At 70.1% G+C, this 24,930-nt stretch carries 20 protein-coding genes and 1 pseudogene; 14 read left to right on the top strand and 7 right to left on the bottom strand.

All coding sequences use genetic code 11. The features are described from left to right. Positions 1-114: 114 nt before the first annotated feature. Positions 115-1,002 (top strand): polyphosphate--glucose phosphotransferase, encoded by an 888-nt coding sequence (gene ppgK, locus ACF1BH_RS02075; protein ID WP_391640453.1) that lies wholly within the window; start codon positions 115-117, stop codon positions 1,000-1,002. Positions 1,003-1,063: 61 nt separating this feature from the next. Here the strand turns inward: ppgK and ACF1BH_RS02070 are convergent. Continuing rightward, positions 1,064-1,354, bottom strand: a pseudogene (locus ACF1BH_RS02070) (DUF6542 domain-containing protein); the annotation flags it as partial. Positions 1,355-1,794: 440 nt separating this feature from the next. Here ACF1BH_RS02070 and ychF point away from each other — a divergent pair. Next, positions 1,795-2,883: a redox-regulated ATPase YchF gene (gene ychF, locus ACF1BH_RS02065; RefSeq protein WP_391640452.1), complete on the top strand. Its 1,089-nt coding sequence runs from the start codon at positions 1,795-1,797 to the stop codon at positions 2,881-2,883. A gap of 108 nt (positions 2,884-2,991) precedes the next feature. Here ychF and ACF1BH_RS02060 read toward each other — a convergent pair whose 3' ends face one another. The 3 genes from ACF1BH_RS02060 to ACF1BH_RS02050 are packed head-to-tail and all read right to left on the bottom strand — an operon-like array spanning position 2,992 to position 5,079. Further along, positions 2,992-3,204, bottom strand: coding sequence for a tyrosine-type recombinase/integrase (locus tag ACF1BH_RS02060; protein WP_391640451.1), 213 nt, complete (start codon positions 3,202-3,204; stop codon positions 2,992-2,994). Beyond that, positions 3,201-3,866: a LuxR C-terminal-related transcriptional regulator gene (locus tag ACF1BH_RS02055; RefSeq protein ID WP_383714452.1), complete on the bottom strand. Its 666-nt coding sequence runs from the start codon at positions 3,864-3,866 to the stop codon at positions 3,201-3,203. Before ACF1BH_RS02055 ends, ACF1BH_RS02060 begins: the two co-directional genes overlap by 4 nt. A 34-nt stretch (positions 3,867-3,900) precedes the next feature. Beyond that, positions 3,901-5,079 carry a histidine kinase gene (locus ACF1BH_RS02050; RefSeq protein WP_391640450.1) on the bottom strand — a complete coding sequence of 393 codons (1,179 nt, stop codon included), beginning with the start codon at positions 5,077-5,079 and terminating at the stop codon, positions 3,901-3,903. A gap of 135 nt (positions 5,080-5,214) precedes the next feature. Between ACF1BH_RS02050 and ACF1BH_RS02045 the strand changes: the two genes are divergently transcribed. From ACF1BH_RS02045 to dacB, 3 genes are read left to right on the top strand one after another with little or no spacing between them, the layout of a single operon-like run. Then, positions 5,215-5,940, top strand: coding sequence for an ABC transporter ATP-binding protein (locus ACF1BH_RS02045; protein WP_391640449.1), 726 nt, complete (start codon positions 5,215-5,217; stop codon positions 5,938-5,940). Next, the gene (locus ACF1BH_RS02040; protein WP_391640448.1) at positions 5,937-7,277 is read left to right on the top strand and encodes an FtsX-like permease family protein; all 1,341 of its coding nucleotides are present in this window, start codon (positions 5,937-5,939) and stop codon (positions 7,275-7,277) included. Before ACF1BH_RS02045 ends, ACF1BH_RS02040 begins: the two co-directional genes overlap by 4 nt. Before the next feature lie 7 nt (positions 7,278-7,284). Continuing rightward, positions 7,285-9,066: a D-alanyl-D-alanine carboxypeptidase/D-alanyl-D-alanine-endopeptidase gene (dacB, locus tag ACF1BH_RS02035; protein WP_391640447.1), complete on the top strand. Its 1,782-nt coding sequence runs from the start codon at positions 7,285-7,287 to the stop codon at positions 9,064-9,066. A 276-nt stretch (positions 9,067-9,342) separates the two neighbouring features. Here the strand turns inward: dacB and ACF1BH_RS02030 are convergent, their stop codons facing one another. Both ACF1BH_RS02030 and ACF1BH_RS02025 read right to left on the bottom strand, forming a co-directional pair. Continuing rightward, on the bottom strand, positions 9,343-9,576 hold the full coding sequence (locus ACF1BH_RS02030; protein WP_391640446.1) for a hypothetical protein: 234 nt from the start codon (positions 9,574-9,576) through the stop codon (positions 9,343-9,345). 216 nt (positions 9,577-9,792) lie between these two features. Then, positions 9,793-10,548, bottom strand: a complete 756-nt coding sequence (locus tag ACF1BH_RS02025) for a PIG-L deacetylase family protein (protein WP_391640445.1) — start codon at positions 10,546-10,548, stop codon at positions 9,793-9,795. A 169-nt stretch (positions 10,549-10,717) separates the two neighbouring features. Between ACF1BH_RS02025 and ACF1BH_RS02020 the strand changes: the two genes are divergently transcribed. From ACF1BH_RS02020 to ACF1BH_RS01995, 6 genes are all read left to right on the top strand, one after another. Further along, positions 10,718-11,470, top strand: a complete 753-nt coding sequence (locus tag ACF1BH_RS02020) for a GntR family transcriptional regulator (protein WP_391640444.1) — start codon at positions 10,718-10,720, stop codon at positions 11,468-11,470. A 275-nt stretch (positions 11,471-11,745) separates the two neighbouring features. Then, positions 11,746-13,497 (top strand): APC family permease, encoded by a 1,752-nt coding sequence (locus ACF1BH_RS02015; RefSeq protein ID WP_391640443.1) that lies wholly within the window; start codon positions 11,746-11,748, stop codon positions 13,495-13,497. A gap of 242 nt (positions 13,498-13,739) precedes the next feature. Beyond that, positions 13,740-13,919 carry an SPOR domain-containing protein gene (locus ACF1BH_RS02010; RefSeq protein WP_391640442.1) on the top strand — a complete coding sequence of 60 codons (180 nt, stop codon included), beginning with the start codon at positions 13,740-13,742 and terminating at the stop codon, positions 13,917-13,919. Between the two features lie 40 nt (positions 13,920-13,959). Continuing rightward, positions 13,960-14,418, top strand: coding sequence for a (deoxy)nucleoside triphosphate pyrophosphohydrolase (locus ACF1BH_RS02005; protein ID WP_391640441.1), 459 nt, complete (start codon positions 13,960-13,962; stop codon positions 14,416-14,418). Between the two features lie 171 nt (positions 14,419-14,589). Beyond that, positions 14,590-15,051, top strand: a complete 462-nt coding sequence (locus ACF1BH_RS02000) for an ATP-binding protein (RefSeq protein WP_391640440.1) — start codon at positions 14,590-14,592, stop codon at positions 15,049-15,051. 170 nt (positions 15,052-15,221) lie between these two features. After that, a complete protein-coding gene (locus ACF1BH_RS01995; protein WP_391640439.1) occupies positions 15,222-17,876 on the top strand; it encodes a SpoIIE family protein phosphatase in 2,655 nt (884 codons plus the stop codon). A 65-nt stretch (positions 17,877-17,941) separates the two neighbouring features. On the opposite strand, the gene ACF1BH_RS01990 is transcribed toward ACF1BH_RS01995, so the two are convergent. Further along, positions 17,942-18,235 carry a hypothetical protein gene (locus tag ACF1BH_RS01990; protein WP_391640438.1) on the bottom strand — a complete coding sequence of 98 codons (294 nt, stop codon included), beginning with the start codon at positions 18,233-18,235 and terminating at the stop codon, positions 17,942-17,944. Positions 18,236-18,573: 338 nt separating this feature from the next. Here ACF1BH_RS01990 and ACF1BH_RS01985 point away from each other — a divergent pair, with 338 nt between their 5' ends. The 3 genes from ACF1BH_RS01985 (at position 18,574) to ACF1BH_RS01975 (ending at position 24,831) form a co-directional block, all read left to right on the top strand. Next, the gene (locus tag ACF1BH_RS01985; RefSeq protein ID WP_391640437.1) at positions 18,574-20,586 is read left to right on the top strand and encodes an ABC transporter family substrate-binding protein; all 2,013 of its coding nucleotides are present in this window, start codon (positions 18,574-18,576) and stop codon (positions 20,584-20,586) included. Between the two features lie 243 nt (positions 20,587-20,829). After that, entirely contained in the window at positions 20,830-22,734 is a 1,905-nt protein-coding gene (typA, locus tag ACF1BH_RS01980) for a translational GTPase TypA (RefSeq protein ID WP_391640436.1), read from the top strand. A 471-nt stretch (positions 22,735-23,205) separates the two neighbouring features. Beyond that, entirely contained in the window at positions 23,206-24,831 is a 1,626-nt protein-coding gene (locus tag ACF1BH_RS01975; RefSeq protein ID WP_391640435.1) for an ABC transporter substrate-binding protein, read from the top strand. The last annotated feature ends 99 nt before the right edge of the window (positions 24,832-24,930 follow it).

The raw sequence follows: 24,930 nt of genomic DNA, 5'->3' as shown, positions 1-24,930 counted from the left end.
GTACCGGCGGCCGGTTCCGCTTTTCCGGTGCCGGGCCGTGGCGGGCCCGGCCGGTCCGCCCGCCGATTCCGCGTTCCTGGGGCGCCCCGGGCCCGCCGCCCCTAGCCTTTTCCCATGAAGGTCTTCGGTGTGGACATCGGCGGATCCGGTATCAAGGGCGCCCCGGTCGACCTGGAGCGCGGCGAGCTGGCAGAGCCGCGCCACAAGGTCCTCACCCCGCAGCCCGCCACCCCGGGCGCGGTCGCCGACAGTGTCCGTGACGTCGTCGCGCACTTCGGCTGGACGGGCCCGGTCGGCGCCACCTTCCCCGGCGTGATCACCGACGGCTTCACCCGTACCGCCGCCAACGTCGACAAGGGCTGGATCGGCACCGACGCCGCCCAGCTGCTCACCGGACGCCTCGGCGGCGACTGCCCGGTGACCCTCCTCAACGACGCGGACGCCGCCGGGCTCGCCGAGATGCGCTACGGCGCCGGGCGCGGCCGCCGCGGCACCGTCATCGTCCTCACCCTCGGCACCGGCATCGGCTCCGCCGTCTTCACCGGCGGCCGCCTGGTGCCCAACACCGAACTGGGCCATCTGGAGCTGAACGGCCACGACGCCGAGACCCGCGCCGCCACCAGCGCCAAGGACACCGAGGGGCTGAGCTGGTCACACTGGGCGCGGCGGCTGCGCAAATACCTCGCCCATGTCGAGATGCTCTTCTCACCCGAGCTGTTCGTGCTCGGCGGCGGGGTCAGCCGCAAGGCCGACAAGTTCCTGCCGCTGCTCGACGGCATCAGGGCCGAGATCGTGCCGGCTCGGCTTCGGAACGACGCGGGGATCGTGGGTGCCGCGATGGCCGCTCACGCCACTCGGGCTGCGGCGCCACCTGCCGCGGACGGTTACCGTGAGCCCGCCCCGGCTCCCGCCCCTCCGCCCCGGGACGCTCCGCCGGACGCCGGCGGCCCCCCGGACGCTCCGGTCGCGTCCCCGGTCGGCTGGCCCGACGCCGCACGATGAGCACCGCCTTGCGCACCAGCGCGAGGAAGACACAGACCAGCGTCCCCGCGTAGAGCCAGCCCGCGTTCAGCGCCAGCACGCTGAAGACGCCCATCACCAGCCCGCCGAACCCGCTGGTGCCGTGCTCGATCGGCACCGCCCCCAGCGTGAACGCGATGGGCAGCGCCACCGGCGCCGCGACCAGGTCGTACGGCCGCACCCACAGCCCCGCGCAGAACGACACCAGGACGAAGAACACGCCGTACGGGGTCTGCGCACCGCCGAGGAGCAGCTCGTCCAGGGCGGCGAAGGCGAGCAGCGCCAAGGTGCTCAGCAGACCGCACCCCAGGCCGGTCAGTTTCGGCGCGGGCATCCGCCGCGCCACCGCCGCGACCCGCGCGGGCAGCGGCCGCCGCCCGGCCCGGTAGACGGTCGCGGTGCCGGCGGCCCGCCGCTCGGCGTCCGCCGGGCCGGTGCCGGACCGTTCCCGGCCGCCGGACCGTGCCGCCGCCGGGCGCGGCAGCCGGGGATCCCGGACCGCGGAGGGCCCGCCGCTCACGGACGGGCGGTGCTGGGGTGCGCGCGCATCTTGTTGCTCCACCCGCCAACGGTAGGCCGCTAAGTGGTATTAACAGGCTTCGGGACACGCCAGGGTTCCATATCCGTGCTGCGCCGGTGCTGCGTTCGAGGGGCCCGCACCGGGCCGGGCGGCTCACCGCGCACGCCCCGTAAACTGGTGGATCGGCCCCTGGGGACACCCCCTGCGGGAGCCGTGTCCGCCCTCACCGCCTCGCTCCCCGGGATGTCGCCACCGTGTCGCTCACGATCGGAATCGTCGGACTGCCCAACGTCGGCAAGTCGACCCTGTTCAACGCCCTGACCAAGAACGATGTGCTGGCGGCCAACTACCCGTTCGCCACCATCGAGCCCAACGTCGGCGTCGTCGGCGTCCCCGACACCCGCCTCACCAAGCTCGCCGAGATCTTCAGCTCCGAGCGCATCCTCCCGGCGACCGTCGACTTCGTCGACATCGCGGGCATCGTCCGCGGCGCCAGCGAGGGCGAGGGCCTGGGCAACAAGTTCCTCGCGAACATCCGCGAGTCCGACGCGATCTGCCAGGTCATCCGGGCTTTCGCCGACGAGAACGTCGTCCACGTCGACGGCAAGATCTCGCCCCGCGACGACATCGAGACGATCAACACCGAGCTGATCCTCGCCGACCTCCAGACCATCGAGAAGGTCCTGCCGCGCCTCCAGAAGGAGTCGCGCATCAAGAAGGACGTCGTCCCCAAGGTCAAGGCCGTCGAGGAGGCCAAGGAGATCCTGGAGCGCGGCGACACCCTCTTCTCCCAGGGCATCGTCCAGGGCTCCGGCAACGAAGAGCTCCTCCACGACCTCCACCTCCTCACCACCAAGCCGTTCCTCTACGTCTTCAACGTCGACGAGGACGAGCTGACCGACGAGGCGTTCAAGGACGAGCAGCGCGCCCTGGTCGCCCCCGCCGAGGCGATCTTCCTCAACGCCAAGCTGGAGGCCGACCTCGCCGAGCTGGACGAGGAGGACGCCATGGAGCTCCTCCAGTCCGTCGGCGCCGAGGAGCCCGGCCTCGCCACCCTCGCCCGCGCCGGCTTCGCCACCCTCGGCCTCCAGACCTACCTCACCGCCGGCCCCAAGGAATCCCGCGCCTGGACCATCAAGCAGGGCGCCACCGCCCCCGAGGCCGCCGGCGTCATCCACACGGACTTCCAGAAGGGCTTCATCAAGGCCGAGGTCATCTCCTTCGACGACCTGGTCGAAACCGGCTCGGTGCCCGAGGCCCGCGCCAAGGGCAAGGCCCGCATGGAGGGCAAGGAGTATGTGATGCAGGACGGGGATGTGGTGGAGTTCCGGTTCAACGTCTGAGATGTTCGACGGAAGGCCGTCTGACCTGCGGCGGAGCGGGTTGGGCGGCCTTTGCGGTCCGCGCGGAGTCCGCAGCGTGCTGGATGAGCCCGGCACGCGGCGGAGCGGTTACGTCGCTTCGTCGACCTGCGGTCGGGCATCGGCGGACCGGTCCGCGTACGCCTTGTCGACGGTGGCCCGGGTCCGCTCCCCGGAGTCGGGCCACAGGTGGGTGTAGATGTTCAGCGTCATGGCCGCGTTCGTGTGGCCGAGGCGCTCGGAGACCGTCTTCACGGACTCGCCGTGCTGGATCAACAGGCTGGCGTAGTGGCGCCGAGTCAATTGTATTCAAACCAGGTCAGAATTGCCTTGACTCGTCTGTTGTCTTCGCCGGGAGCCATGCCGAGCTTCGCGAAAACATTCGCCACATGCTTGCTGACAGCGGCGCCCGAAAGGAACAACTTCGATGCGATCTCCGCGTTGGAGCTCCCCTCGGCCATGAGGGCGAGCACCTCTCGTTCGCGGGCGGTGAGTCGGGCAAGCGGCCCTTGGGGAGAGTGAGCGCGCGTGACGTGGCGGACGACCTCGGGGTCGATCACTACTCCGCCCCTGGAGACCGTCTCGAGAGCCCGTAGGAAGTCTGCGACTCTTCCCACTTTCTCCTTGAGAAGGTACCCGACGGCTCCGTCAGCGCCTGGTCCGTTGAGGAGCTCTCGCACATACGGTCCCGTGACATATGCGGAAAGGACCACTACCGGCAGATCCCGGTACCGGGAGCGCAGATCGATTGCAGCACGGAGCCCGTCATCCGTGTTTCCCGGTGGCATGCGAACATCTGTAATAACGATGTCTGGAGCGGTCCCGGAATGCGCCAATGCATCGACAGCGGCCACCAGCTCATCGGCGTCTTCGCACTCGCGGATCACGTCATGCGCGTTGGATGTCAAGATCTCTCGGATACCCGCCCGAATCAGCACACTGTCGTCCGCCAGGACAATTCTCATGCCCGCCCCTATCGGGTTGCTCAATCTGTTTCGTTTACCACGGGGGTTGGCTGGGGGCGGACGCTGTGACCTCTGTTCCGCCACCGGCCGGGCTGAGGATTTCGAGATCCCCGCCGACACTCCGCATTCGCTCACGCAGTCCTGCGAGTCCGGAACCCGCATCGATTCTCGCACCGCCGGCACCGTCGTCACTAACGCGCACTTTCACGCTAGTTTTAGCGCATTTCATGTCGATCTGTGCGGTGCCCACGCCTGCATGTTTCGCGATGTTTGTCAGAGCTTCGGAGACGGTGAAGTATACCGCCGTCGCGGTTGGCGACGAAAGCTGAGAGTCGTCGCCATTGCTGGTCAACTCGACGCGCAGGGGTGATCGCGCAGCCAGTTCCCGGACAGCTGCGATGAGGCCGAGGTCGCTCAGCTCACGAGGGTGGATGTCACGCACCGTTTCCCGCAGCCGTTCCAGGGCGCGTTCCGCGTGGGCCTGTGCCTGGCGCGCAAGCTGCACGGTTCGCTCGTGGTCGGCGGCTGACGCCTCCAGCATCCCAAGGCGCATGACGACGGCGACGAGCTCCTGCTGGGCTCCGTCGTGCAGATCGCGTTCGATTCGCTGTCGCTCAATCTCGAAGGCCGCAGTCAGGGACGCCCTGCTGCTGCGGAGCTCCTCAAGTTTCGCCAGTAGGTCCGAGTCCCGGCTTCTCGAGAAAGCGTGCAGGAGAAGGTCACGAAGAAGGGACACTCCGGTCAACGAACTCGCGGTGACTGCACCCAGAGCAATTCCTGCAGGCACGGCCAGAAGGGTTTGCTGTACCGATTTCGGCGTGAACGGGCCGACCTGTGCTGCGATACCGAAGGCCCAGAATACGGGAGAGAAAATCAAGGCGGCGGCGCCGATGAACCCGAAGAAGGAAATCAACAGCGACAGCGCGGACAGGAGCAACGCGGCGAGGAAAACAGGGAGGTCGGTTCTCCATACCGACTTTGAACGCAGCCGGAGTGTCACCCATCGCATCCAGCTCTGAGCAGCGGGCCTCAGGGACAGTGCCTCAGCACCACACCAATGGGCTCGTGAACGGTCTACCTCTGCCACCACTGGGGCCGCTGCTGGCACAATGAGGAGAGAAAGCAGCAGAATCGGGAAGGTTATTGCTGCGATCAATTCCGTCAGTACCCTCCGGACCAAGCGAATCTGCGCCATGGTGAGATTGTCGCACACGGTCAGAAGGTAGACCCAGGTCTACCTTCAAGCAGTGCAGGCACCCGTGCATCGGCCCTCGCGCCCTGCTTGGCTTGCGACATGCTTTTTTCAGCTTCCTCTTCTGCTCCGTGTATTCGATTGCGTGGCCTTCAGATGGACTTTCCGGTCCCGGGGCGTCGACGCGAGACAACACGTGTCCTACACGCTGTCGACCTTGACGTTCCAGAAGGCCGGCTGACTGCCGTCGTCGGCCCGTCCGGGTCCGGCAAGTCCACGCTCCTGCTGTGCACGGCCGGCCTGGAGCGAGCGACCGCAGGTTCCATCGAGATCCTCGGGACGGACATCCTTTCGCTCTCGCCACGCAAGCAGGCTGCATTCCGCAGCGAGAACATCGGCTTCATCTTCCAGGAGTACAACCTCGTCAGTTCTCTGTCCGTCGAGGACAACATCTCCCTTCCGGCGCGGCTGGCCGGCCACCGTGTGCCCAAGTCCCGTGTTGACGATGCGATGACGCGGCTCGGCATCGCCAAGCACGCCCGGCGGCGTCCCGACCGCCTCTCCGGCGGGGAACGCCAGCGCGTCGCAGTGGCCCGGGTCGTCGCGAATCAGCCGCGGATCGTCTTCGCCGACGAGCCGACCGGGGCGCTCGATCTCAAGTCCGGTCATGTCGTGCTCGACTGGCTCCAGGCGCTCCCCGCGCAGGGGACCACGGTCCTCATGGTCACGCACGACCCTCACGCGGCCGCACGGGCCGACCAGGTCGTGGTGATGGGGTCCGGGCGCATTCACGCCGTCATTCCCGGCGGCGACTCCCGCGCGGTGAGCGATGCCGTCCTCGCGGCGCAGTCCGTGGATGAGGCAGGTGACGAAGCAGCATGATGCGACTCGTCTTGTCGGACATCCGCATGCAGGCATCCATGTGGCTGTGGACGCTCGTGTGTGCGGCGGTCGGCGCGGCATGCTCAGCCGGCTCGGTCATCGCCATGTTCACCGCTGTCTCGGCGGCGCGCGCAGCAGGCGATACACGCATGTCCTCGGCGTCGATCGCGCTGGGCGGAAACATCGTCTTCTTCACCTTGTTCGCCGCCGTGGGCATCGTCGCGTCCGCGGTCGGTCTGACATTGAAGACCCAGCGACGCGAACACGCCCTGTGGGTGATCCTCGGGATCCCCCGCAATCGAGTCAGGCGCATCCTGCGCACCGAACTGATGGTGCTCGGCACGATTGCCGGTGCGCTGGCGGTGCCGCCGGCTCCTCTGGTAGCGGGTATCGCCCTCGATCAGTGGACGGCCACGGGACTCGATCTGCACGGAGCGACGGTCGGCTTCGAGCTCTGGCACGTGGGCGTAGCTGTGCTGTTCGGGGTGGTTCCGTGTCTGCTCGGCGGCTGGGGAGTCACACGCCGCGCCGCCAGGACACCGGAGATGCGCGCCTTCCGGGACCTCTCGGATCCGCCGGCCCGGCCGGGTGCCGCACGCAGCGTTCTCGCCCTGTGTCTCCTCGCCGGAGTGGTCGGCATGTGGATTCCCGGGCTGGGGCTGGAACTCGAAGGCGGCGTCGAACAGCGGACGGCCTTCGCTTTCGCCGGCGACCTGTTCCTCATCTGCCTGGCGCTGCTGATGGGGCCGTGGGTTCTCACACCTCTGATGAAGCTCTGGACCGCACTCGTACCGTCGCGCAGCGTCACCTGGCACCTTGCCGTGCAATCGTGCCGCGCACGGGCGGCTCGAAGCGTCACTACGGTGCTGCCTTTCGCGCTCTCCCTGTCGTTTGTCGGGCTCTTCATGGTGATGGGGAACGTCATGCCCGGAAGCACCGCCGGGCTGGGTGACGTCATGGTCGTTCTGGGCTGGGTCTTCGTCGTGTCCTGGGTCGGCGGCCTCGCCGTGATCGCCCTGGTCGGGCGGGAGCGCACCCGTGACTCCGCCGTCGTGACGGTCGCCGGCGCACGACCGGGCGTGGTCACCCGGTCAACGATCTATGAGGGAGCCATCTACGCCGGGACGGCAATCCTCTTCGGCGCGATCTCCATCGCCGTCACGAGTGCCACCATCGCCGCGGGAGCCAGGATCAGTCTCGCCCGCGTTCTGAACGGTCTCCCGTGGGAAACGCTCGGCGCACTCGCCGCTGTGACCCTCCTGACCACCTGCCTCGCCCTGGCCCTCCAGGCTGCCCGCGCATCACGCACGGTTGCTGCCCGGGCCCTGCGTTCGTAACTCCGGCATGACCACGCGCGTCACTGCCGCGCAACAAGATGAGGATCAACCCCAAATGTTCTCCAGGATCACTGGCTTCGTGCGCCGTCACACCCCGTCGGACCGCCAAGGCGTCGCCTTGCAGGAGCGCACTCTCATGAACGGCGCACACGCCGTCAAGCCGAAGGCACGACGCCGATGGCCCCGCACCGTAGCCGTCGTCGCCGCCTCGACGGTCGCTGCGCTCACCGCTTCCGCGTGCCACACCGACACAACTGACAAGCATCCTTCGGCTCCAGGATCATCGAGCGCTGCTGGAGTGAGCGCAGAGCTGCAGAAACTCATGCGAGGTGCCCCATGGTCCTCGGGACTGTGGGGTCTTCAGGTCACCGACCTGAAATCCGGAAAGGTCGTGCAGTCCAAGAACGCCACGTCCAAGTTCGTGACAGGCTCGACCGCCAAGACCTTCGCCGTCGGCGCCGCGCTCGACACACTCGGGAGCAGCCATCGGTTCCGCACCCCCCTTGTTCGCTCCGGTTCGGTATCGCACGACGGCCGCCTCGCCGGAAACCTCATCATGGTGGGAAGCGGCGATCTGACACTCGGCGGGCGGACCGACGCGCTCGGAAAGGTCGATACCCCGGATTTCGACCACACCGATGCAAATGCCGTGCCTGGTATGGCCACCTTCACGCGTGAAGACCCCCTCGCCGGCATCAACGACCTCGCCCGACAGGTCGCGGCGAGCGGCATCCGGCACATCGACGGAGATGTGGTCATCGACGACCGCCTCTGGGCCCCTGTGACGATCGGAGGCACACCCATCACGCCAACAGTCGTCAACGACAACCTCATCGACCTGCTGATCACCCCTGCAGCACCCGGCCGGCAGGCAACCGTCGACTGGCGCCCCAAGACCGCCGCGTTCACCGTCGACTCGCGCGTCACCACGACTCCCGCCGGGACGAAGCCGGCCGTGAAGACCGACTCTCCCGCTGCCGGACGCATCCGGATACGGGGTTCCGTGCCGGCGGACGCCACCGCGCCCTTCATCGCGACGTACCAAGTGCCCGACCCGGCCGCGTTCGCCCGCACGGTACTCATCGAAGCACTCGCCAAGCATGGCGTCTCCGTCGCCTCTCCAACCCTGGGGAACAACCCCAGCAGCAAACTCCCGCCGGTGCAGAAGGTCAAAAGGCTGCCCGTCTCCGCAAGCTACACGTCACCCCCCTTCAAGGAATACGCAAAACTGATCAACAAGGTCAGTCACAACCTCGGCGCCAACCTTCTGCCGCCCCTGATGGCCGTCCACAACGGCAAGCACACCTACGCCGACGGCATGAAGACCGAACGAGAATTTCTTACGCGTGCCGGCATCGACCGTGATTCCTTCGATCTCGTGGACGCCCAGGGCCTCACCCGTGACAGGGCCACACCGGCCGCCCAGACACAACTACTGCGGAATCTCTCCGTGAAGAACTACTTCAGCGTCTTGCACGACTCCATGCCGACCATGGGCGTAGACGGCTCGCTGGCCGGCGTCATCAAGTCCACCGACCCGGCCGCAGGCCACATCCGAGCCAAGACCGGCACCCTGATCGGTGCCCTCAACGGGAAGTTGGCCCTGACCACCAAGGCGCTCGCCGGATATGTCGATGCGGAGAACGGCCGCCGCTACGCCTTCGCCATCTACGTCAATGACATCCCCGCACCGGGTAACACCGTGAACGGTGCCATCGACCTGGCACTCAAAGCCAACAAGCAGTTGGGCGCCATGGCCGCAAGCATCTACCGGAATCCCAATCCCTGAGAAGCACAATCCAACTGACGTGAAGGGGGCGCGGGATGATGGAGCAGAGTCCGGGCCAGGGGCAGCGGCCACACCAGAGATTTCGTTTGCTCGTCGTCCCCGAAGCAGACCGCCCGCGCCGTCCGGCCGACGGCCGAGGCGGACACCCCCTACCGTGACCGTGACCGCCTGCCGCGTCCGGTGTCCTGTTTCCGGGGCGTCACCGCTCGTGGTCCACCCGGGCGTTGCCGTTCTCACTGTGCACCTTGACGGTGCGCCCGGCGCCCGAGGTGCTGGTCACCGAGGAGTTCGCCCGGTCGTTGTGCGAGGTGACACCGGCGCGGTACCGCTCGCCCCCGGGCGGCAGGTGACGTTGACGTTGCCGCCCACCACCGAGGCGTCGACCTGCTGCGGGGGCTTGGTGAAGACGACCTTGAGCCGGCCGTCGTGGGCCTGCGCGGAGAAGTCGCCCGAGGCGATCCCGGTCGCCTCGGTGTTGCCGCCCGTGGGGGTGACCGGCGACGGGGTCATCCCGCCTACCTTACGGAGCGCGGGCGGCGTCGGGAGGCGCGTCGGGTATCACGCCGTGCCCGTGCTGCCCGCGAAACCCTTCCGAGCGCCCCGGGTGCCTGCGGCTCAGGGCCCACAGGCGGGGGAAGTCCCACGACCGTCCCGGCGCGGCGTAGAAATCCAGCCACCTCCCGCGCGCCCGGTGGCCCTTTTGTACAGGCTGACCACCCCCACCCCTCACCGGGAGAACACCTCGAACCGGACAACCCGGGCCGCTCCCTCGGCTGCCGGATTCAAGGTCCGGTCAAGGAATTCCCGTGCGTAGGCAGCGGGATCGGTGACGGGAGCCCCGGGACGCCCAGGAGAGCCGAGTCCCCTTATATAGCTGCCATGGGCGGCCAGGGAGGCGACGGCCGCGTCGAAGCCGGCCCGCACCTCCACCGCGTGGGTAGGTGTGGGTGACCCGGTCACCGCCACCCGGCGTACGCCGTCCCAGGGCGGCAGCCCCTCCTCCGTGGCGAGTTCGGGGAAGATCCATCGATTGCCCGCGTCCGTGACCGCGTCGAGGACGGCGCGGCCGACCGTGCGGTGGTCGGGGGTGTTCCAGTGGCCGCCGGGCCAGGTGTCGTGGTGGTTGAGGGTGAGGAGCAGGTCGGGGCGGTGCCGGCGGACGGCGGCGGAGAGGTCGCGGCGGAGGGTGAGGGTCGGGGTGAGGGTGCCGTCGGGGTGGTCGAGGAATTCGACGGTGTCGACACCGACCAGGGCGGCACCGGTGCGTTCCTCGGTTTCGCGGATCGCGGCGCATTCGGCGGGTGCCAGGCCGTCGATGCCGGCTTCGCCGTGGGTCACCAGGAGATAGGTGACCGTGTGCCCGGAGGCGGTCCATTCGGCTACGGCGGCGGCCGCGCCGTACTCCAGGTCGTCGGGGTGGGCGGCGACGGCGAGTGCGCGGTGCCAGTCGTCGGGGAGGGCGGGGAGCGGGGTGCCGGTCATGGGTCTCCCTCGGGTGCGGCCCCCGCGGCGTCCCTGTCACCCAATTTCTTGATCGTTATGCGGGGTGAGCTGGGCGTCATCACATTGGGCGATTTTCTGGCCCAAGGTTGCGGGTGGCGACGCGCAGTTGTCACGCTGTCACCGACTGCCAAGCTGTTGGGAGGGGCCCGTGCCTTTCGGTGAGCAGCCCGCGTACCTCCGTGTCGCAGGCGACCTGCGTCAGAAGATCGTCGACGGTGTGCTGCCGCCGCACACCCGCCTCCCCTCGCAGGCCCGTATCCGCACCCAGTACGGCGTCTCGGACACCGTCGCGCTGGAGGCGCGGAAGGTGCTGATGGCCGAGGGGCTGGTCGAGGGGCGTTCCGGCTCCGGCACGTATGTGCGCGAGCGCCCGGCCCACCGCCGTATCGCCCGCGTCGGGCACCACGCCGGACCGTCCTGCACGCCGTTCCGGCAGGAGCAGACGGACGAGCGGGTCGCGGGCAGCTGGGAGTCGAGCAGCCGGCAGGAGGAGGCGGGGGGCGCGGTCGCCGGGCGGCTGCGGATCGAGCCGGGCGCGCGGGTGATGCGGACGCGGTACGTCTTCCGCTCGGAGGGCGAGCCGGTCATGGTGTCGACGTCCTGGGAGCCGCTGGAGATCACGGGCCGTACGCCGGTGATGCTGCCCGAGGAGGGGCCGCTGGCGGGGCGCGGAGTGGTCGAGCGGATGGCCGCGATCGACGTCGTGGTGGACAACGTCGTCGAGGAGGTCGGCGCCCGCCCGGGGCTGGCCGAAGAAGCCATGGCGCTGGGCGGTGTGCCGGGCCATGCTGTGCTCGTCATCTCGCGGACGTACTTCGCCGGGGGGCGGCCCGTGGAGACCGCCGATGTGGTCACCCTCGCCGACCGGCACCGCGTGACGTATCACCTGCCGGTCAGATAGGTCCGGCGTGACGGGGGCGGGAGGAAGCGAAGAGGGGGACGGGAAGACGGATTCGGGGCCTCGGGACGGGGCCTCGTACTGCCCGTAACACCAGTTTCATGCGGGTTCGTTGTCCGCATTCATTCTTATTTGTCGGCTGCACTGTGCCGTGGGAATAGTCACACCCGCTCGCTGTGGCGGGGCTTTTCGCCGGGTGGGGGATTCCGATCATCCGATTCGCTCTTACGATGGCGAAGTTTGTGCACGGCACGGGGGAAGACCAGGAGACCAAGCACGTGAGCACGACGAAGACCCCGAGCGCGGAGCAGGGCTCGCACTCCAATTACCGCCGGTCCCTAGGGACCATCGCCCTGACCGCCACTGGTCTCGGGTCCATCATCGGCTCCGGTTGGCTCTTCGGAGCCGAGCGGGCCGCTGCCATCGCCGGTCCCGCCGCCATCCTTGCCTGGGTGATCGGCGCGGTCGTCGCACTCACCATCGCCCTGACCTACACCGAGCTGGGGTCGATGTTCCCGAAGGCCGGCGGCATGGTCCGCTACGGCCAGTACTCCCACGGCTCGCTCGCCGGTTACCTCGCGGCGTGGGCCAACTGGATCGCGATCGTTTCCGTGATCCCCGGTGAGGCCACCGCCTCCGTCCAGTACATGAGCTCGTGGGACTTCGGCTGGGCCCAGGCGCTGTACGACGGCAAGGAGCTGACCGGTAGCGGCGTCGGCCTCGCCAGCGTGCTGCTGATCTTCTACTTCTTCCTGAACTGGTTCGCGATCACGCTGTTCGCGAAGACCAACACCGCGATCACGGTCTTCAAGGTCGTCGTACCGATCCTGACCGCGAGCGCGCTGATGATCGCGCACTTCGACACGGGCAACATCAAGGACGCCGGCGGCTTCACGCCGAACGGCTGGAGCTCGGTCTTCACCGCCGTCGCGGTCTCCGGCATCGTCTGGGCCTACAACGGCTTCCAGTCGCCGCTGAACCTCGCCGCCGAGGCGCGCAACCCGGGCCGCTCGCTGCCGAAGGCCGTCATCGGCTCCATCGTCATCGCCCTGGTGATCTACGTCGCCCTGCAGGTCGCGTTCCTGATGGCGGTGCCCGGCGACAAGCTCTCCGCCTCCGGCGGCTGGGCCGGTCTCGGCTACAACTCCCCGCTGGCCGACCTCGCCATCGCCTGGGGCCTGAACTGGCTCGCGATGCTGCTCTACGCGGACGCCTTCATCTCGCCCTCCGGCACCGGCATGATCTACGCCGCCACCACCTCGCGCATGATCCACGGCGTGCAGGAGAACGGCCACCTGCCCGGCATCTTCGGCAAGGTCGACAAGAAGACCGGTGTGCCGCGCCCGGCGCTGGTGCTCAACCTCGTCATCGCCTTCCTGTTCCTCGCGGTCTTCCGCGGCTGGGGCTCGCTGGCGGAGATCGTCTCCGTCGCCACGGTCATCTCGTACATCACCGGCCCCGTCGCCGTGATGTCGCTGCGCCGCCTCGCGCCCGGTCTGAAGCGGCCGGTGCAGCTGAAGGTGATGCCGGTGATCGCCCCGATCGCGATGGTCTTCGGTTCGCTGGTCCTCTACTGGGGCCGCTGGCCGCTCACCGGCAAGGTCATCCTGATCATGGCCGTCGGTCTGCCGGTCTGGGCCTGGTACGAGATCGGCAAGCCGCTCTCCCAGGGCCGTAAGCCGTGGGCCGAGCTGCGTCCGCACCTCAAGGCCGGCGCCTGGATGGTGGCGTACCTGCTGGTGATGGCGGTCGTCTCGTACGCGGGCGGCAAGGAGTTCGGCGGCAAGGGCTACCTGCCCGAGGGCTTGGACATCGTCGTGGTCGTCGTCATCGGCCTCGCGTTCTACTTCTGGGGCGTGCGCAGCTCGTGGCGGAACCCCTCGCTGGTCGCGGTCGAGGCCGAGATCCAGGCGGCGGAGCAGGCCGAGGAGACGGCCGGCAAGGTCACCATCGGTGCCCAGCGCTCCGGTGAGGGCGACGGTCCCGACGACGACCGCCCCTCGGGCGGCAAGGTCCGCAGCGACGCCTGACCGGCGCCGCCCCCGGGGCCCGTCCCCGGTCCGTACCACCGAGCCGTACGGCTCCACCGGCCACTCGCAGGCCCTCCCGGTTCGCCGGGGGCCCGCGGGTGGCCGGTTCGGTTTCTCTTTGTGCCATTCCATATCCGCTGAGTGAAGGTCGGGCGTAGGCTCGGGCATATGCAGAATGCGGTTTCGGTAACGGCCCGGGAGGGGCACGGGATGACACGCGGTGCTGCGGATGGGGTGGCGTGATGGCTGACGGTGGGACGCGACTGCCCTGGCAGGTCATTCGTCAGGACGAAGGCGGCCACCGCTATCGGGTGGGCCGGTACGCCACCCGCGCGGAGGCCGAGCGGGTCATCGGGGGCCTCGGCGGCGGCGATGACCAGCAGCTCTACGTGGTGGAGAAGATGGATGTGACGACGGGGTGAGCGGGTTGCGGGGCGTGGTGTGCGCCGTAGGCTGCCGCGTATGACGACGGTGCGTGTGGTGGTGGGCGGCGCGGTGCTCGACCGGGGGCGGCTGCTGGCCGCCCGGCGCAGCGCGCCGCCCGCCTTGGCCGGTCGCTGGGAGCTGCCCGGCGGCAAGGTGGAGGACGGCGAGAGTCCCGAGCAGGCGCTCGTCCGTGAGCTGCGCGAGGAGCTGGGCGTCGAGGCCGAGCCGCTGGAGCCGATCGCCGGTGAGTGGGCGCTGCGCCCCGGGTTCGTGCTGCGGGTGTGGGCCGCGAGGCTGGTCTCCGGCGAGCCGCGGCCGCTCCAGGACCACGACGAGCTGCGCTGGCTGGAGCCGGACGAGGAGCTGTCGGTGGACTGGCTGGACCAGGACCGGCCGGCCGTCGCCGCCGCGATGCGGCTGCTGCGGGAGGGTGAGGGCGCCGCGTCGCGTCCGCCGTCGCGCGGCACCGTGCCCGGCGGGCGGGCCCCGCTCTGAGCGCGCCGGACCGCCGGTGGTCCGCGGGCCGCGGCGGCGGACCCGGCCGGGCGGCGGGTTCGTCCGGGTGGCGTGGGCGGCCGCGCGCAGGCGGTACGGGCAGGCGATTATCGGGTATGTCCTGAATGACCCTCTTGTAGGCGGGTGTGGTGGTTCACCGCACCATGGGAAGTGATTGGCGTGAGCGACAGCGCAGCGGCAGGGGCCCCTGATTCGGCACACCCCGCCGTCCGCCGTCGCGACACGGTCCCCGGCACGTCCGCCGTCGCCGGCTGGAGCTTCCCCGCCGAGCCCGGCGCTGTCCGCACCGCGCGGGCCACGGTCCGTTCGACCCTCACCGACTGGGGTCTGGAGGGCGTCGCCGACACCGCCGTGCTGCTCGTCAGCGAACTGGTCACCAACTCCCTGACGTACGCCAGCGGCCCGATCGGCGTCCGGTTGGAACGGCTCGGCGGCGGACTCCTCGTCGAGGTCTCCGATCCGCTGCCCGATCCGCCGCTGGAGCGCGTCGCCACCCCCGATGACGAGGGCGGACGCGGACTGCAACTGGTCGCCCGCGCCTCCCGGCGCTGGGGGACGCGGCACGGCAACAGCGGCAAGACGGTGTGGTTCGAGCTGCCGGTGGTGGGTTAGGAGACAGGTGGATCCGGTCGACACGCGTCGTTGCCCATTCGTCGACAAACCGTGCCGGAGCCGCGATCGAGACTGTGCTGTGATCGTGAAGACCGTGTTCCGAAGTGCCGAGGTGCTGATTTACTCGGCAGGTCCGGTCCGGGCACGATGAGCTGGAGGGGACGGGGCTCGTGAGCGAGTTGTCATCCGGCGGGACGGTTCCCGCGCAGACCGCAGGTCACGGCGGAAAGGGACAGGCCGACCCGGTCCTCGTCCCGCCCGATCGCGTGGCGCAGGAACCGCCGGTGTGGCAGTCGAGCCGGCCCGGGTCGATCTACGACTACATCCGCCTCGCGTCCTTCTCCCTCGGGCCCGACGGCCGCATCGACGGCTGGAGCGAGCGGGCCGCCGACATGCTCGGCATCTCCGCCGAACAGGCCGTCGGCAGGGACCCCGTCGAGGCGTTCGTCCCCCACGAGCTGCGCGAGAGCGGGCACCGTGCGGTCTCCCGGATCCTGGACGGCCGGGAGTGGACGGGCCTGGTGCCCTACCGCCGCGCCGACGGCGGCGAGGCCGACGGGCTCGCGGAGATCTACGTCATGCCGTCCGCGACGGAGACCGGTGAGCGGGCCGCGCTCTGCCTCGTCGTCGACGTCAAGGCGCTGCGCGGCATCGAGACCGACCTCGCCGCCGCGCAGGCGGTCTTCGGCCAGTCCCCGATGGGCTTCACCCTCTTCGACACCCGGCTGCGGCTGCTCCGCGTCAACGAGCGCTTCGCCACCGTCTTCGGCGGCCCGGCGAGCAAGTACCGCGGTGGCACCCCGTACGACTTCCTGCCGCGGGCCGAGGCGGAGCGGATGACGGCGGCGCTGCGGCGGGTGCTGGACACCGGTGAGTCGGTGACCGAGATGCAGCTGGTCGGCGTGGTGCCCGGAGCGGAGGACCGGCGCCGCTGGTCGGTCTCGCTCTACCGGCTGCACGGCGCCAGCGGCCGCCCCATCGGCGTCGCCGCCCTCGCCTCCGACGTCACCGGGCGCCGCCGCGCCGAACGCGAGGCCGCCAACGCCCGGCGCAACCTCGCGCTGCTCAACGAGGCGGGCGCCCGCATAGGCAACTCCCTCGACCTGGAGACCACCGCCCGCACCCTCCTCGACGTCGCCGTCCCGCAGTTCTGCGATCTGGCCTCCGTCGACCTCTACCAGGGGCTGCTGGCCGGCGACGAGGCGCCGCCCGGGATGAGCGACGGCAGCGCGGAGCTGCGCCGCGTCGCGTTCTCCAGCGCCGTCTCCGACGCGCCGCTCGCCACCATGCCCGCTGCGCCCGAGGGCGGACCGGTCGCGGTCGGCGCGGTCCACCGCTACCCGTTCCACTCCCCGTGCGCGGGTGCGCTGCGCACCGCCCAGGCGCAGATCGTCCCGGGCCGGGAGAGCGAGGAGGGCCGCGAGCTGGGCGCCGTGGTGCACTCCACGCTCGCCGTGCCGATGGTCGCCCGGGACACCGTCGTCGGCCTGGTGCAGTTCTCCCGGACGAAGGGCAGCGAGCCGTTCGGCGAGCGGGACACCGCGCTCGCCGTGGAGCTGGCGGCCCGCGCCGCGGTCTGTATCGACAACGCCCGGCTCTACCGCCGTGAGCACGAGCGGGCGCTGATGCTCCAGCGCAGCCTGCTGCCGCCCGGTGACCCGGAGGCCGCGGGCCTCGACATCGCCTGCCGCTATCTGCCGGGCACCACCGCCACCGAGGTCGGCGGCGACTGGTTCGACGTCATCGAGCTGCCCGGCCACCGCACCGCGCTGGTCGTCGGCGACGTCATGGGCCGCGGGCTGCGCGCCGCCGTCGCCATGGGGGAACTGCGTACCGCCGTCCGCACGCTGGCCCTCCTCGACCTGGAGCCGGCCGAGGTGCTGGCCGCGCTGGACGAGGTCGCCCGCGGTCTGGGCGGCGGCGAGGGCCGCGGCGGCAAGCGGGGCGCGGCCGGCCGCTCCCCGGCCCCCGGCGTCCCGCACGCCGCCGGGACCGCCGACCTCTCCGAGGTCTACCTCGCCACCTGCGTCTACGCCGTCTACGACCCGATCACCCGCCGCGCGACGTTCGCCAACGCCGGGCATCTGCCGCCGGCGCTGGTCGAGGAGGGCGCGGAGGCGGTGCTGCTGGACGTACCGCCGGGCATGCCGCTGGGCGTGGGCGGCGAGCCGTTCGAGGAGATCGAGGTGGAGCTGGCGGACGGCGCGCTGCTCGCCCTCTACACCGACGGGCTGGTGGAGTCCCGCGACCATCCGCTGGACGAGGGCCTGGAGGCGTTCCGCAGCGCGCTCGACGCCGACCGGCCGCTGGAGGACGCCTGCGACCACGTCCTGTCCACCCTGGACACCTCGCACGGCGAGGACGACATCGCGCTGCTGATGGCCCAGGTGCACGGGCTGCCCAAGGACGCGGTGGGGGACTGGAGCCTGGCCCCGGAGGCCCGGTCGGTGGCGCGGGCCCGGGAGCTGGCCCGCGACCAGCTGACCGACTGGGGCCTGGAGGAGCTGGTGGACACCACCGAGCTGCTCGTCAGCGAACTGGTCACCAACGCCCTGCGGCACGGCCACGGCGAGATCCGGCTGCGGCTGCTGCGCGACCGGTCCCTGGTGTGCGAGGTGTGGGACGCCGACCTCGCCCAGCCGCGCCGCCGCCGCGCCCGCGACACCGACGAGGGGGGCCGCGGCCTCCAGCTGGTCGGCCTGCTCAGCGCGGGCTGGGGCAGCAGACGCACTCCGCGCGGCAAGACGGTCTGGTTCGAACTGGCGCTGCCCGACGGCGACCACCCGGCGCCGGATCCGGCCGAGGCGTTGCTGAGCATGTTCTGAGCGGCGGGCCCCGCGGGTGCGGGGCCCGTTTCCGGCTGCGGACGCGGGGTGCCCCGGCCCCCCGGTCAGGGCGCGTGCCGGTCCTTGGCCCCCAGGCCCTCGTCCTCCGCGTCGGACCACAGGGCGCTGTCGTACGGGGTGTCGGGGACGGGGACGACGCGGTCGCCGTCGGTGCGGGTGGTGTGGGCGGTGCCGGCCCCGGCGCGGAGCAGGCGCAGGCTGTCGCCCAGGTGATCGGTGTCGGTGCGTACCCGGCGGATGTCGAGCCCGTCGCCGAGCCGTCGCTCCAGCCGCTCCACGGCACGTGTCAGCTCGTCCAGGGTGCGTTCGGCCGCCGTCAGCTCGTCGTGAAGGGACATGATCCGCCCTCTCTGCCGAAAACGTCGTCCGGGAAGGCCGTCGGCGCGGGGCGAGGTCTCCGGAGCGCGGGGACGACCTCCTACGTTCCGAGTGTCCCGCGTCACGGTGGGGCGGGAAAGGCGGGGCGGGCGCCGCGGCCGCCGTTCCGCCTCCCGACCGCCCTCTCCCGCTCTTCCGCCGGGCGGGTGGCCTTGCCCCGGGGCGCCGCCGTGTCGGGCGGCCGGGCCGCCCCCGGTCGCCTTCAGTGGGGGTGCCATAGATGTGATGAGCAGCCAAGTGGGCCGGACGTGTCGCGGCGCGCTCGGCGCGGCGTCGGCGAGCCCCGGAGGTAACAGCCATGACCGACCACGTCAGCCCAGGCCGCGCCGTGCGCCGCGCCGCTCTCCTCGCCGCGGGGGTGCTGCTGCCGCTGCCGGTCCTGGCCGGGTGCGCGGACGACGACGGGGGCGGCGCCGCGGGCCTGGCCCAGGACATCGCGGCGGCGCCGCGCGGCCGGGTCGCCAACGGCGGCACCGTCCGCTGGGCGGTCGACGCGCTGCCCGGCACCCTCAACGCCTTCCACACCGACGCCGACAGAGCCACCACCCAGGTCACCGGCGCCGTCCTGCCGTCCCTCTTCACCCTCGACCGCACCGGCACCCCGCAGCGCAACGCCGACTACCTCACCGCCGCCGACATCACCCGGCGCGAGCCCCGGCAGGTCGTCGTCTACAAGCTCAACCCCAAGGCCCGCTGGAGCGACGGCCGGCCGATCGGCGCCGCCGACTTCCTCGCCCAGTGGAAGGCGCTGCGCGGCACCGACCACGCGTACTGGACCGCCCGCAACGCCGGCTACGACCGCATCGCCCAGGTCGAACAGGGCGCCGGACCGCACGAGGTCAAGGTCACCTTCGCCCGGCCCTACGCGGACTGGCAGGCGCTGTTCACCCCGCTCTACCCGAAGTCCGTGATGGAGAACGCCGACGACTTCAACGACGGCGCCCGCGACCGGCTCCCGGTGACCGCCGGACCGTTCGCCGTCGGCGACCGGAACTCCGACGACGGCACCCTCACCCTGGAGCGCGACCGCCACTGGTGGGGCGCGCCCGCCAAGCTCGACCGGCTGGAGCTGCGCGCCGTCGCACGCGGGAAGCGGGCCGAGGCCCTCAGCTCCGGGGACGTCGACGTCGCGGAGATCGACGCGACGGTCGCGAAGAAGATCGACCAGGCGAGCGGCGGCGCCGCCCCCGCCGGTGTCCCCAAGAGCGTCCACGCGGGCAACGCGGGCGCCCAGGCCGGGGCCGGCGAGGACACCCCGCGCGGTGAGGTCGCCGCCGACGCCGTCCGCGCCCAGGCCGCCGCCCGCGGCTCCGAGGCGGCCGCCGCCGAGGCCCGGGCCGCGGCCGCGCTGAAGACGTTGCGCGGCTACACCGTCCGCCGGGCCCTGCAGCCCGCGTACACCCAGCTCGCGCTGAACGGCGGCAGCGGCCCGCTCGCCGACAACCGGGTGCGGCGCGCGGTGGCCCGCGCCATCGACCGCCAGACCCTCGCCGACACCGTCCTCAAGCCGCTGCGGCTGCCCGCCACCACGCCCGGCAGCCATCTGCTGCTGGCCGGGCAGGAGGGGTACGCCGACCACAGCGACGCCGTCGGCGGTACGGACACCGACGCCGCGAAGACGCTGCTCGCGGACGCCGGATGGCGCTCGGGCCGCGACGGGCGAACATCGCCGCAGCCCGCCCACGGCGATGCGCAGGCCGGCCACGGCGGCGCCCCCGGCGACGCCGCCGCGGGCGGCCCGGAGAAAGCGGGCGAGCAGATCGCGGCGCGGGCGCCCGCGGTGAAGAAGAGCGGCAGACCGCTCACCCTGCGCTTCGTCGTACCGGACGGCCCCGCCTCCGCGGAGCTGCGCACCGTCGGCCACCGGATCGCCACCATGCTCTCCCGGATCGGCATCGCCACCGCCGTCCAGAAGGTCGCCGACGACCGCTACTTCCAGGACCACATCGAGGCCGGCGACTACGACCTCGCGCTCTACTCCTGGCCGGGCACCGCCTACCCGTCGACCGACGCCCGGCCGGTCTACGCCAAGCCGCAGCCGGCGCCGGACGGCTCGCTCAGGGTCGGGCAGAACTACACCCGCGTCGGCTCCGACCGCGTCGACCAGCTCTTCGACGAGGCGGTCTCCGACCTCGACCCGAAGGCCGCGCGGGAGGCGCTGAACAAGGCGGACGCCCGGATCTGGGCGGCGGCCGGTTCGATCCCGCTCTACCAGCGGCCCGAGCTGGTCGCGACGAAGCGGTCCCTCGTCAACGTCGGCTCCTTCGGCTTCGCCGCCCCGCGCTTCCAGGACATCGGCTACGCGAAGTGAGCCCCGGCCCCGCCGCCGCTCCGCGCCCGGTTGACGGCGCGGCGGCGGGAGGGCGGAATCCGGTGGGCGCGGGCCTGGACAATCGGTGAGAACGTCCAGGTCAGGCCGGGTGCGGACGGGCTGGGGCGGCTGAAGCCGCGACAGCCACGTACCATGGGGTGAGGCCGTGGCTTCTCATGCCCGGCAGGCGCGCGTGCCGGACCGTACGCGCCGCCCACCACGATTCCGGGAGAAGCGCCGCAAGTGCCCACGCGCCACGACATCCGCAACGTCGCCATCGTCGCCCACGTCGACCACGGCAAGACGACCATCGTCGACGCCATGCTCAAGCAGGCGGGGGCCTTCGCCGCTCACCAGCTCGACTCCGTCGACGACCGGGTCATGGACTCCAACGACCTGGAGCGCGAGAAGGGCATCACCATTCTCGCGAAGAACACCGCGGTCAAGTACCACCCCAAGGACGGTGGCGACCCGATCACGATCAACATCATCGACACCCCCGGTCACGCCGACTTCGGTGGCGAGGTCGAGCGTGGTCTGTCGATGGTCGACGCGGTCGTGCTGCTGGTCGACGCCTCCGAGGGCCCGCTGCCGCAGACCCGCTTCGTGCTCCGCAAGGCGCTCTCGCAGCGTCTGCCGGTCATCCTCTGCATCAACAAGACGGACCGCCCGGACTCGCGGATCGACGAGGTCGTCAACGAGACCTACGACCTCTTCCTCGACCTGGACGCCGACGAGGACCAGATCGAGTTCCCGATCGTCTACGCGTGCGGCCGTGACGGCATCGCGTCGCTGACCAAGCCGGAGGACGGCACCGTCCCGGCCGACTCCACCAACCTGGAGCCGTTCTTCTCCACGCTGCTCCAGCACGTCCCGGCGCCGGAGTACGACGAGAGCGCCCCGCTCCAGGCCCACGTCACCAACCTCGACGCGGACAACTTCCTCGGCCGTATCGCGCTGCTCCGTGTCGAGCAGGGCGAGCTGCGCAAGGGCCAGACCGTGGCCTGGATGAAGCGCGACGGCTCGGTGCAGAACGTCCGCATCACCGAGCTGATGATGACGGAGGCGCTGACCCGCAAGCCCGCCGAGGTCGCCGGCCCCGGTGACATCTGCGCGGTCGCCGGTATCCCCGACATCATGATCGGCGAGACGCTGGCCGACCCGGAGAACCCGGTCGCGCTGCCGCTGATCACCGTCGACGAGCCCGCCATCTCGATGACCATCGGCACCAACACCTCGCCGCTGGTCGGCCGGGGCGGCACCGGTAAGGGCGCGGACGCCAAGTCCGCGGTCAAGGACCGCAAGGTCACCGCCCGCCAGGTCAAGGACCGCCTGGACCGCGAGCTGATCGGTAACGTCTCGCTCCGCGTCCTGGACACCGAGCGCCCCGACGCCTGGGAGGTGCAGGGCCGAGGTGAGCTGGCGCTGGCCATCCTGGTCGAGCAGATGCGCCGCGAGGGCTTCGAGATGACCATCGGCAAGCCGCAGGTGGTCACCAAGCAGGTCGACGGCAAGACCCACGAGCCGGTCGAGCGCATGACGGTCGACGTGCCCGAGGAGCACATGGGCGCGGTCACCCAGCTCATGGGCACCCGTAAGGGCCGGATGGACAACATGTCCAACCACGGCTCCGGCTGGGTCCGCATGGAGTTCGTCGTCCCCTCGCGTGGTCTGATCGGCTTCCGCACGGAGTTCCTGACCAACACCCGCGGCACCGGTATCGCCCACTCCATCCACGAGGGCCACGAGCCGTGGTTCGGCGAGCTGAAGACCCGTAACAACGGCTCGCTGGTCGCCGACCGCTCCGGTGCGGTCACCGCGTTCGCGATGACCAACCTCCAGGAGCGCGGTGTGCTCTTCACCGAGCCGGGCACCGAGGTGTACGAGGGCATGATCGTCGGCGAGAACTCCCGCGCCGACGACATGGACGTCAACATCACCAAGGAGAAGAAGCTCACCAACATGCGCTCCTCCTCCGCCGACTCCTTCGAGGCGATCGTGCCGCCGCGGAAGCTCTCCCTGGAGCAGTCGCTGGAGTTCTGCCGCGACGACGAGTGCGTCGAGGTCACCCCGGAGGCGGTCCGTATCCGCAAGGTCGTCCTCGACCAGAAGGAGCGCGGCCGCACCGCGTCGCGCGCCAAGCGCTGACGCCCCCGGGCACCGCTGATTCCACGAAGCGCCCCGCAGGACTCCGGTCCGGCGGGGCGCTTCGCCGTGTGCGGGCCGGCCCGCGGGACCGGGCGTGCGGCGGGCTTTTACCGTGGTGAGTTGATCTTGTCAATGGCGGCTTGGTCTCGACCAGTTGGAGCGGTGTCCGTTATCCGGAACAAATTGGCAGTGACATTGCGCACCTCGTCCCTTTCTTCCACGTGTGGATAGTTTGCTTTGTCCGAATTTCGAACTCCATAAGCAAGAGATGTGACCTAATCGAGACCGCTTACGCGTGGTTTATGGCCGGAACGTGACTGAGACTGGGCGGTATTGAGCTCGGGTCAATGGGTCACGCGCCGTAAGAAGCGCCGACTCACGAGCATCGGGGGCTGGTTGTGGACTGTCAGGGGTGTCAGTCGCGCCGGCTCCTTTCCATATCGAGAGATGGACTCATGAGGAGGCAATCCCATGCGCGGTGCCAAGAGCGCCACCTGGGTCGCAGGAGCGATCGTCGTGGCCCTGGGGGCCACGGCCTGTGGCGGCGGCAGCAGTGCGAGCGCCGAACCCGGCGTCGTCCGGGCCAACTGGGGTGACCCGCAGAACCCGCTGGAGCCCGCCAACACCAACGAGGTGCTCGGCGGCAAGGTCCTCGACATGATCTTCAGCAACCTGAAGAGCTACGACCCGAAGACCGGCGAGGCGAAGAACGACGTCGCGCAGTCCATCGAGACCAAGGACCAGCAGACCTTCACCATCAAGGTGAAGCAGGGGGAGAAGTTCTCCAACGGCGAGCCGGTGACGGCCCGTTCGTTCGTCGACGCCTGGAACTACGGCGCGCTGGCCACCAACGCGCAGAAGAACTCGTACTTCTTCGCCGACATCAAGGGCTACGACAAGGTCGCGCCCGCCGAGGGCAAGCCGACCGCGAAGACCCTCTCGGGCCTCAAGGTCGTCGACGACCACACCTTCACCGTCACGCTGAACGAGAAGATGTCGACCTGGCCGCTGCGCCTGGGCTACAAGGCGTTCGCGCCGCTGCCCAAGACGTTCTTCAGCGACCACGACGGCTACCTCGCCAAGCCCGTCGGCAACGGCCCGTACGCCGTGGACTCGTACGACAAGGGCAAGCAGATGAAGCTCGTCCCCAACACGCACTACACCGGGGACGACAAGCCGCAGAACAAGGGCGTGCTGCTCAAGGTCTACACCGACTCCAACGCCGCCTACGCGGACCTCCAGTCCGGCAACCTCGACGTCGACGACGACGTGCCCGCCGAGCAGATCCGCAACGCCAAGTCGGACCTGAAGGGCAACTACCTCTCGCAGCCCGCGGGCGTGAACCAGGTCGTCACCTTCCCGCTGTACAAGGACAGCTGGAACAAGCCGGGCATGGAGAAGGTCCGCAAGGGCCTGTCGATGGCGATCGACCGCAAGGCGATCACCGAGAAGGTCTACAACGGCACCCGCACCCCCGCCACGGACCTGACCTCGCCCGTCCTCGGCGACGCCAACGGCTACAGCAAGGACGTCTGCGGCGACACCTGCACGTACGACCCCACCGAGGCGAAGAAGCTGATCAAGGAGGGCGGCGGCCTTCCCGGCGGGAAGATGACCATCAGCTACAACGCCGACAAGGACTCCCACAAGCAGTGGGTGGACGCCGTCTGCAACAGCATCAACACGGTGCTGGGCGACGACAAGGCGTGCGTCGGCAACCCCGTCGGTACCTTCGGTGACTTCCGCAACCAGATCACCAAGCAGGAGATGGTCCAGCCGTTCCGCGCCGGCTGGCAGATGGACTACCCGCAGATCGAGAACTTCCTGACCCCGCTGTACGCGACCGGCGGCGCCTCCAACGACGCCAAGTTCAGCGACCCGAAGTTCGACGCCCTGCTCAAGCAGGCCGGCGCCGAACCGGACGTCAAGAAGGCCACCGACCTCTACAAGCAGGCCGAGAAGATCGTCCTCGACAAGGTCGTCAGCATCCCGCTCTGGTACCAGAACGGCACCGCGGGCTGGTCCGAGCACGTCTCGGGCGTCCAGCTGAACGCCTTCAGCTTCCCGGTCTTCACCCAGATCAAGGTCAAGGGCTGACCCGACGCGGCCACCGCTGAGGAGGCCGACGGGCACCAACTGCCCGTCGGCCCCTCGGGGTTGGCCCCGCCCGCGAGAACACACCCGCACACGGCGGCG

The organism is Streptomyces sp. NPDC014733 (genome assembly GCF_043083385.1).
Lineage (GTDB): Bacteria > Actinomycetota > Actinomycetes > Streptomycetales > Streptomycetaceae > Streptomyces.
The sequence above is the reverse complement of the archived record's forward strand: the minus strand, read 5'-3'. Positions and strand labels throughout refer to the sequence as shown.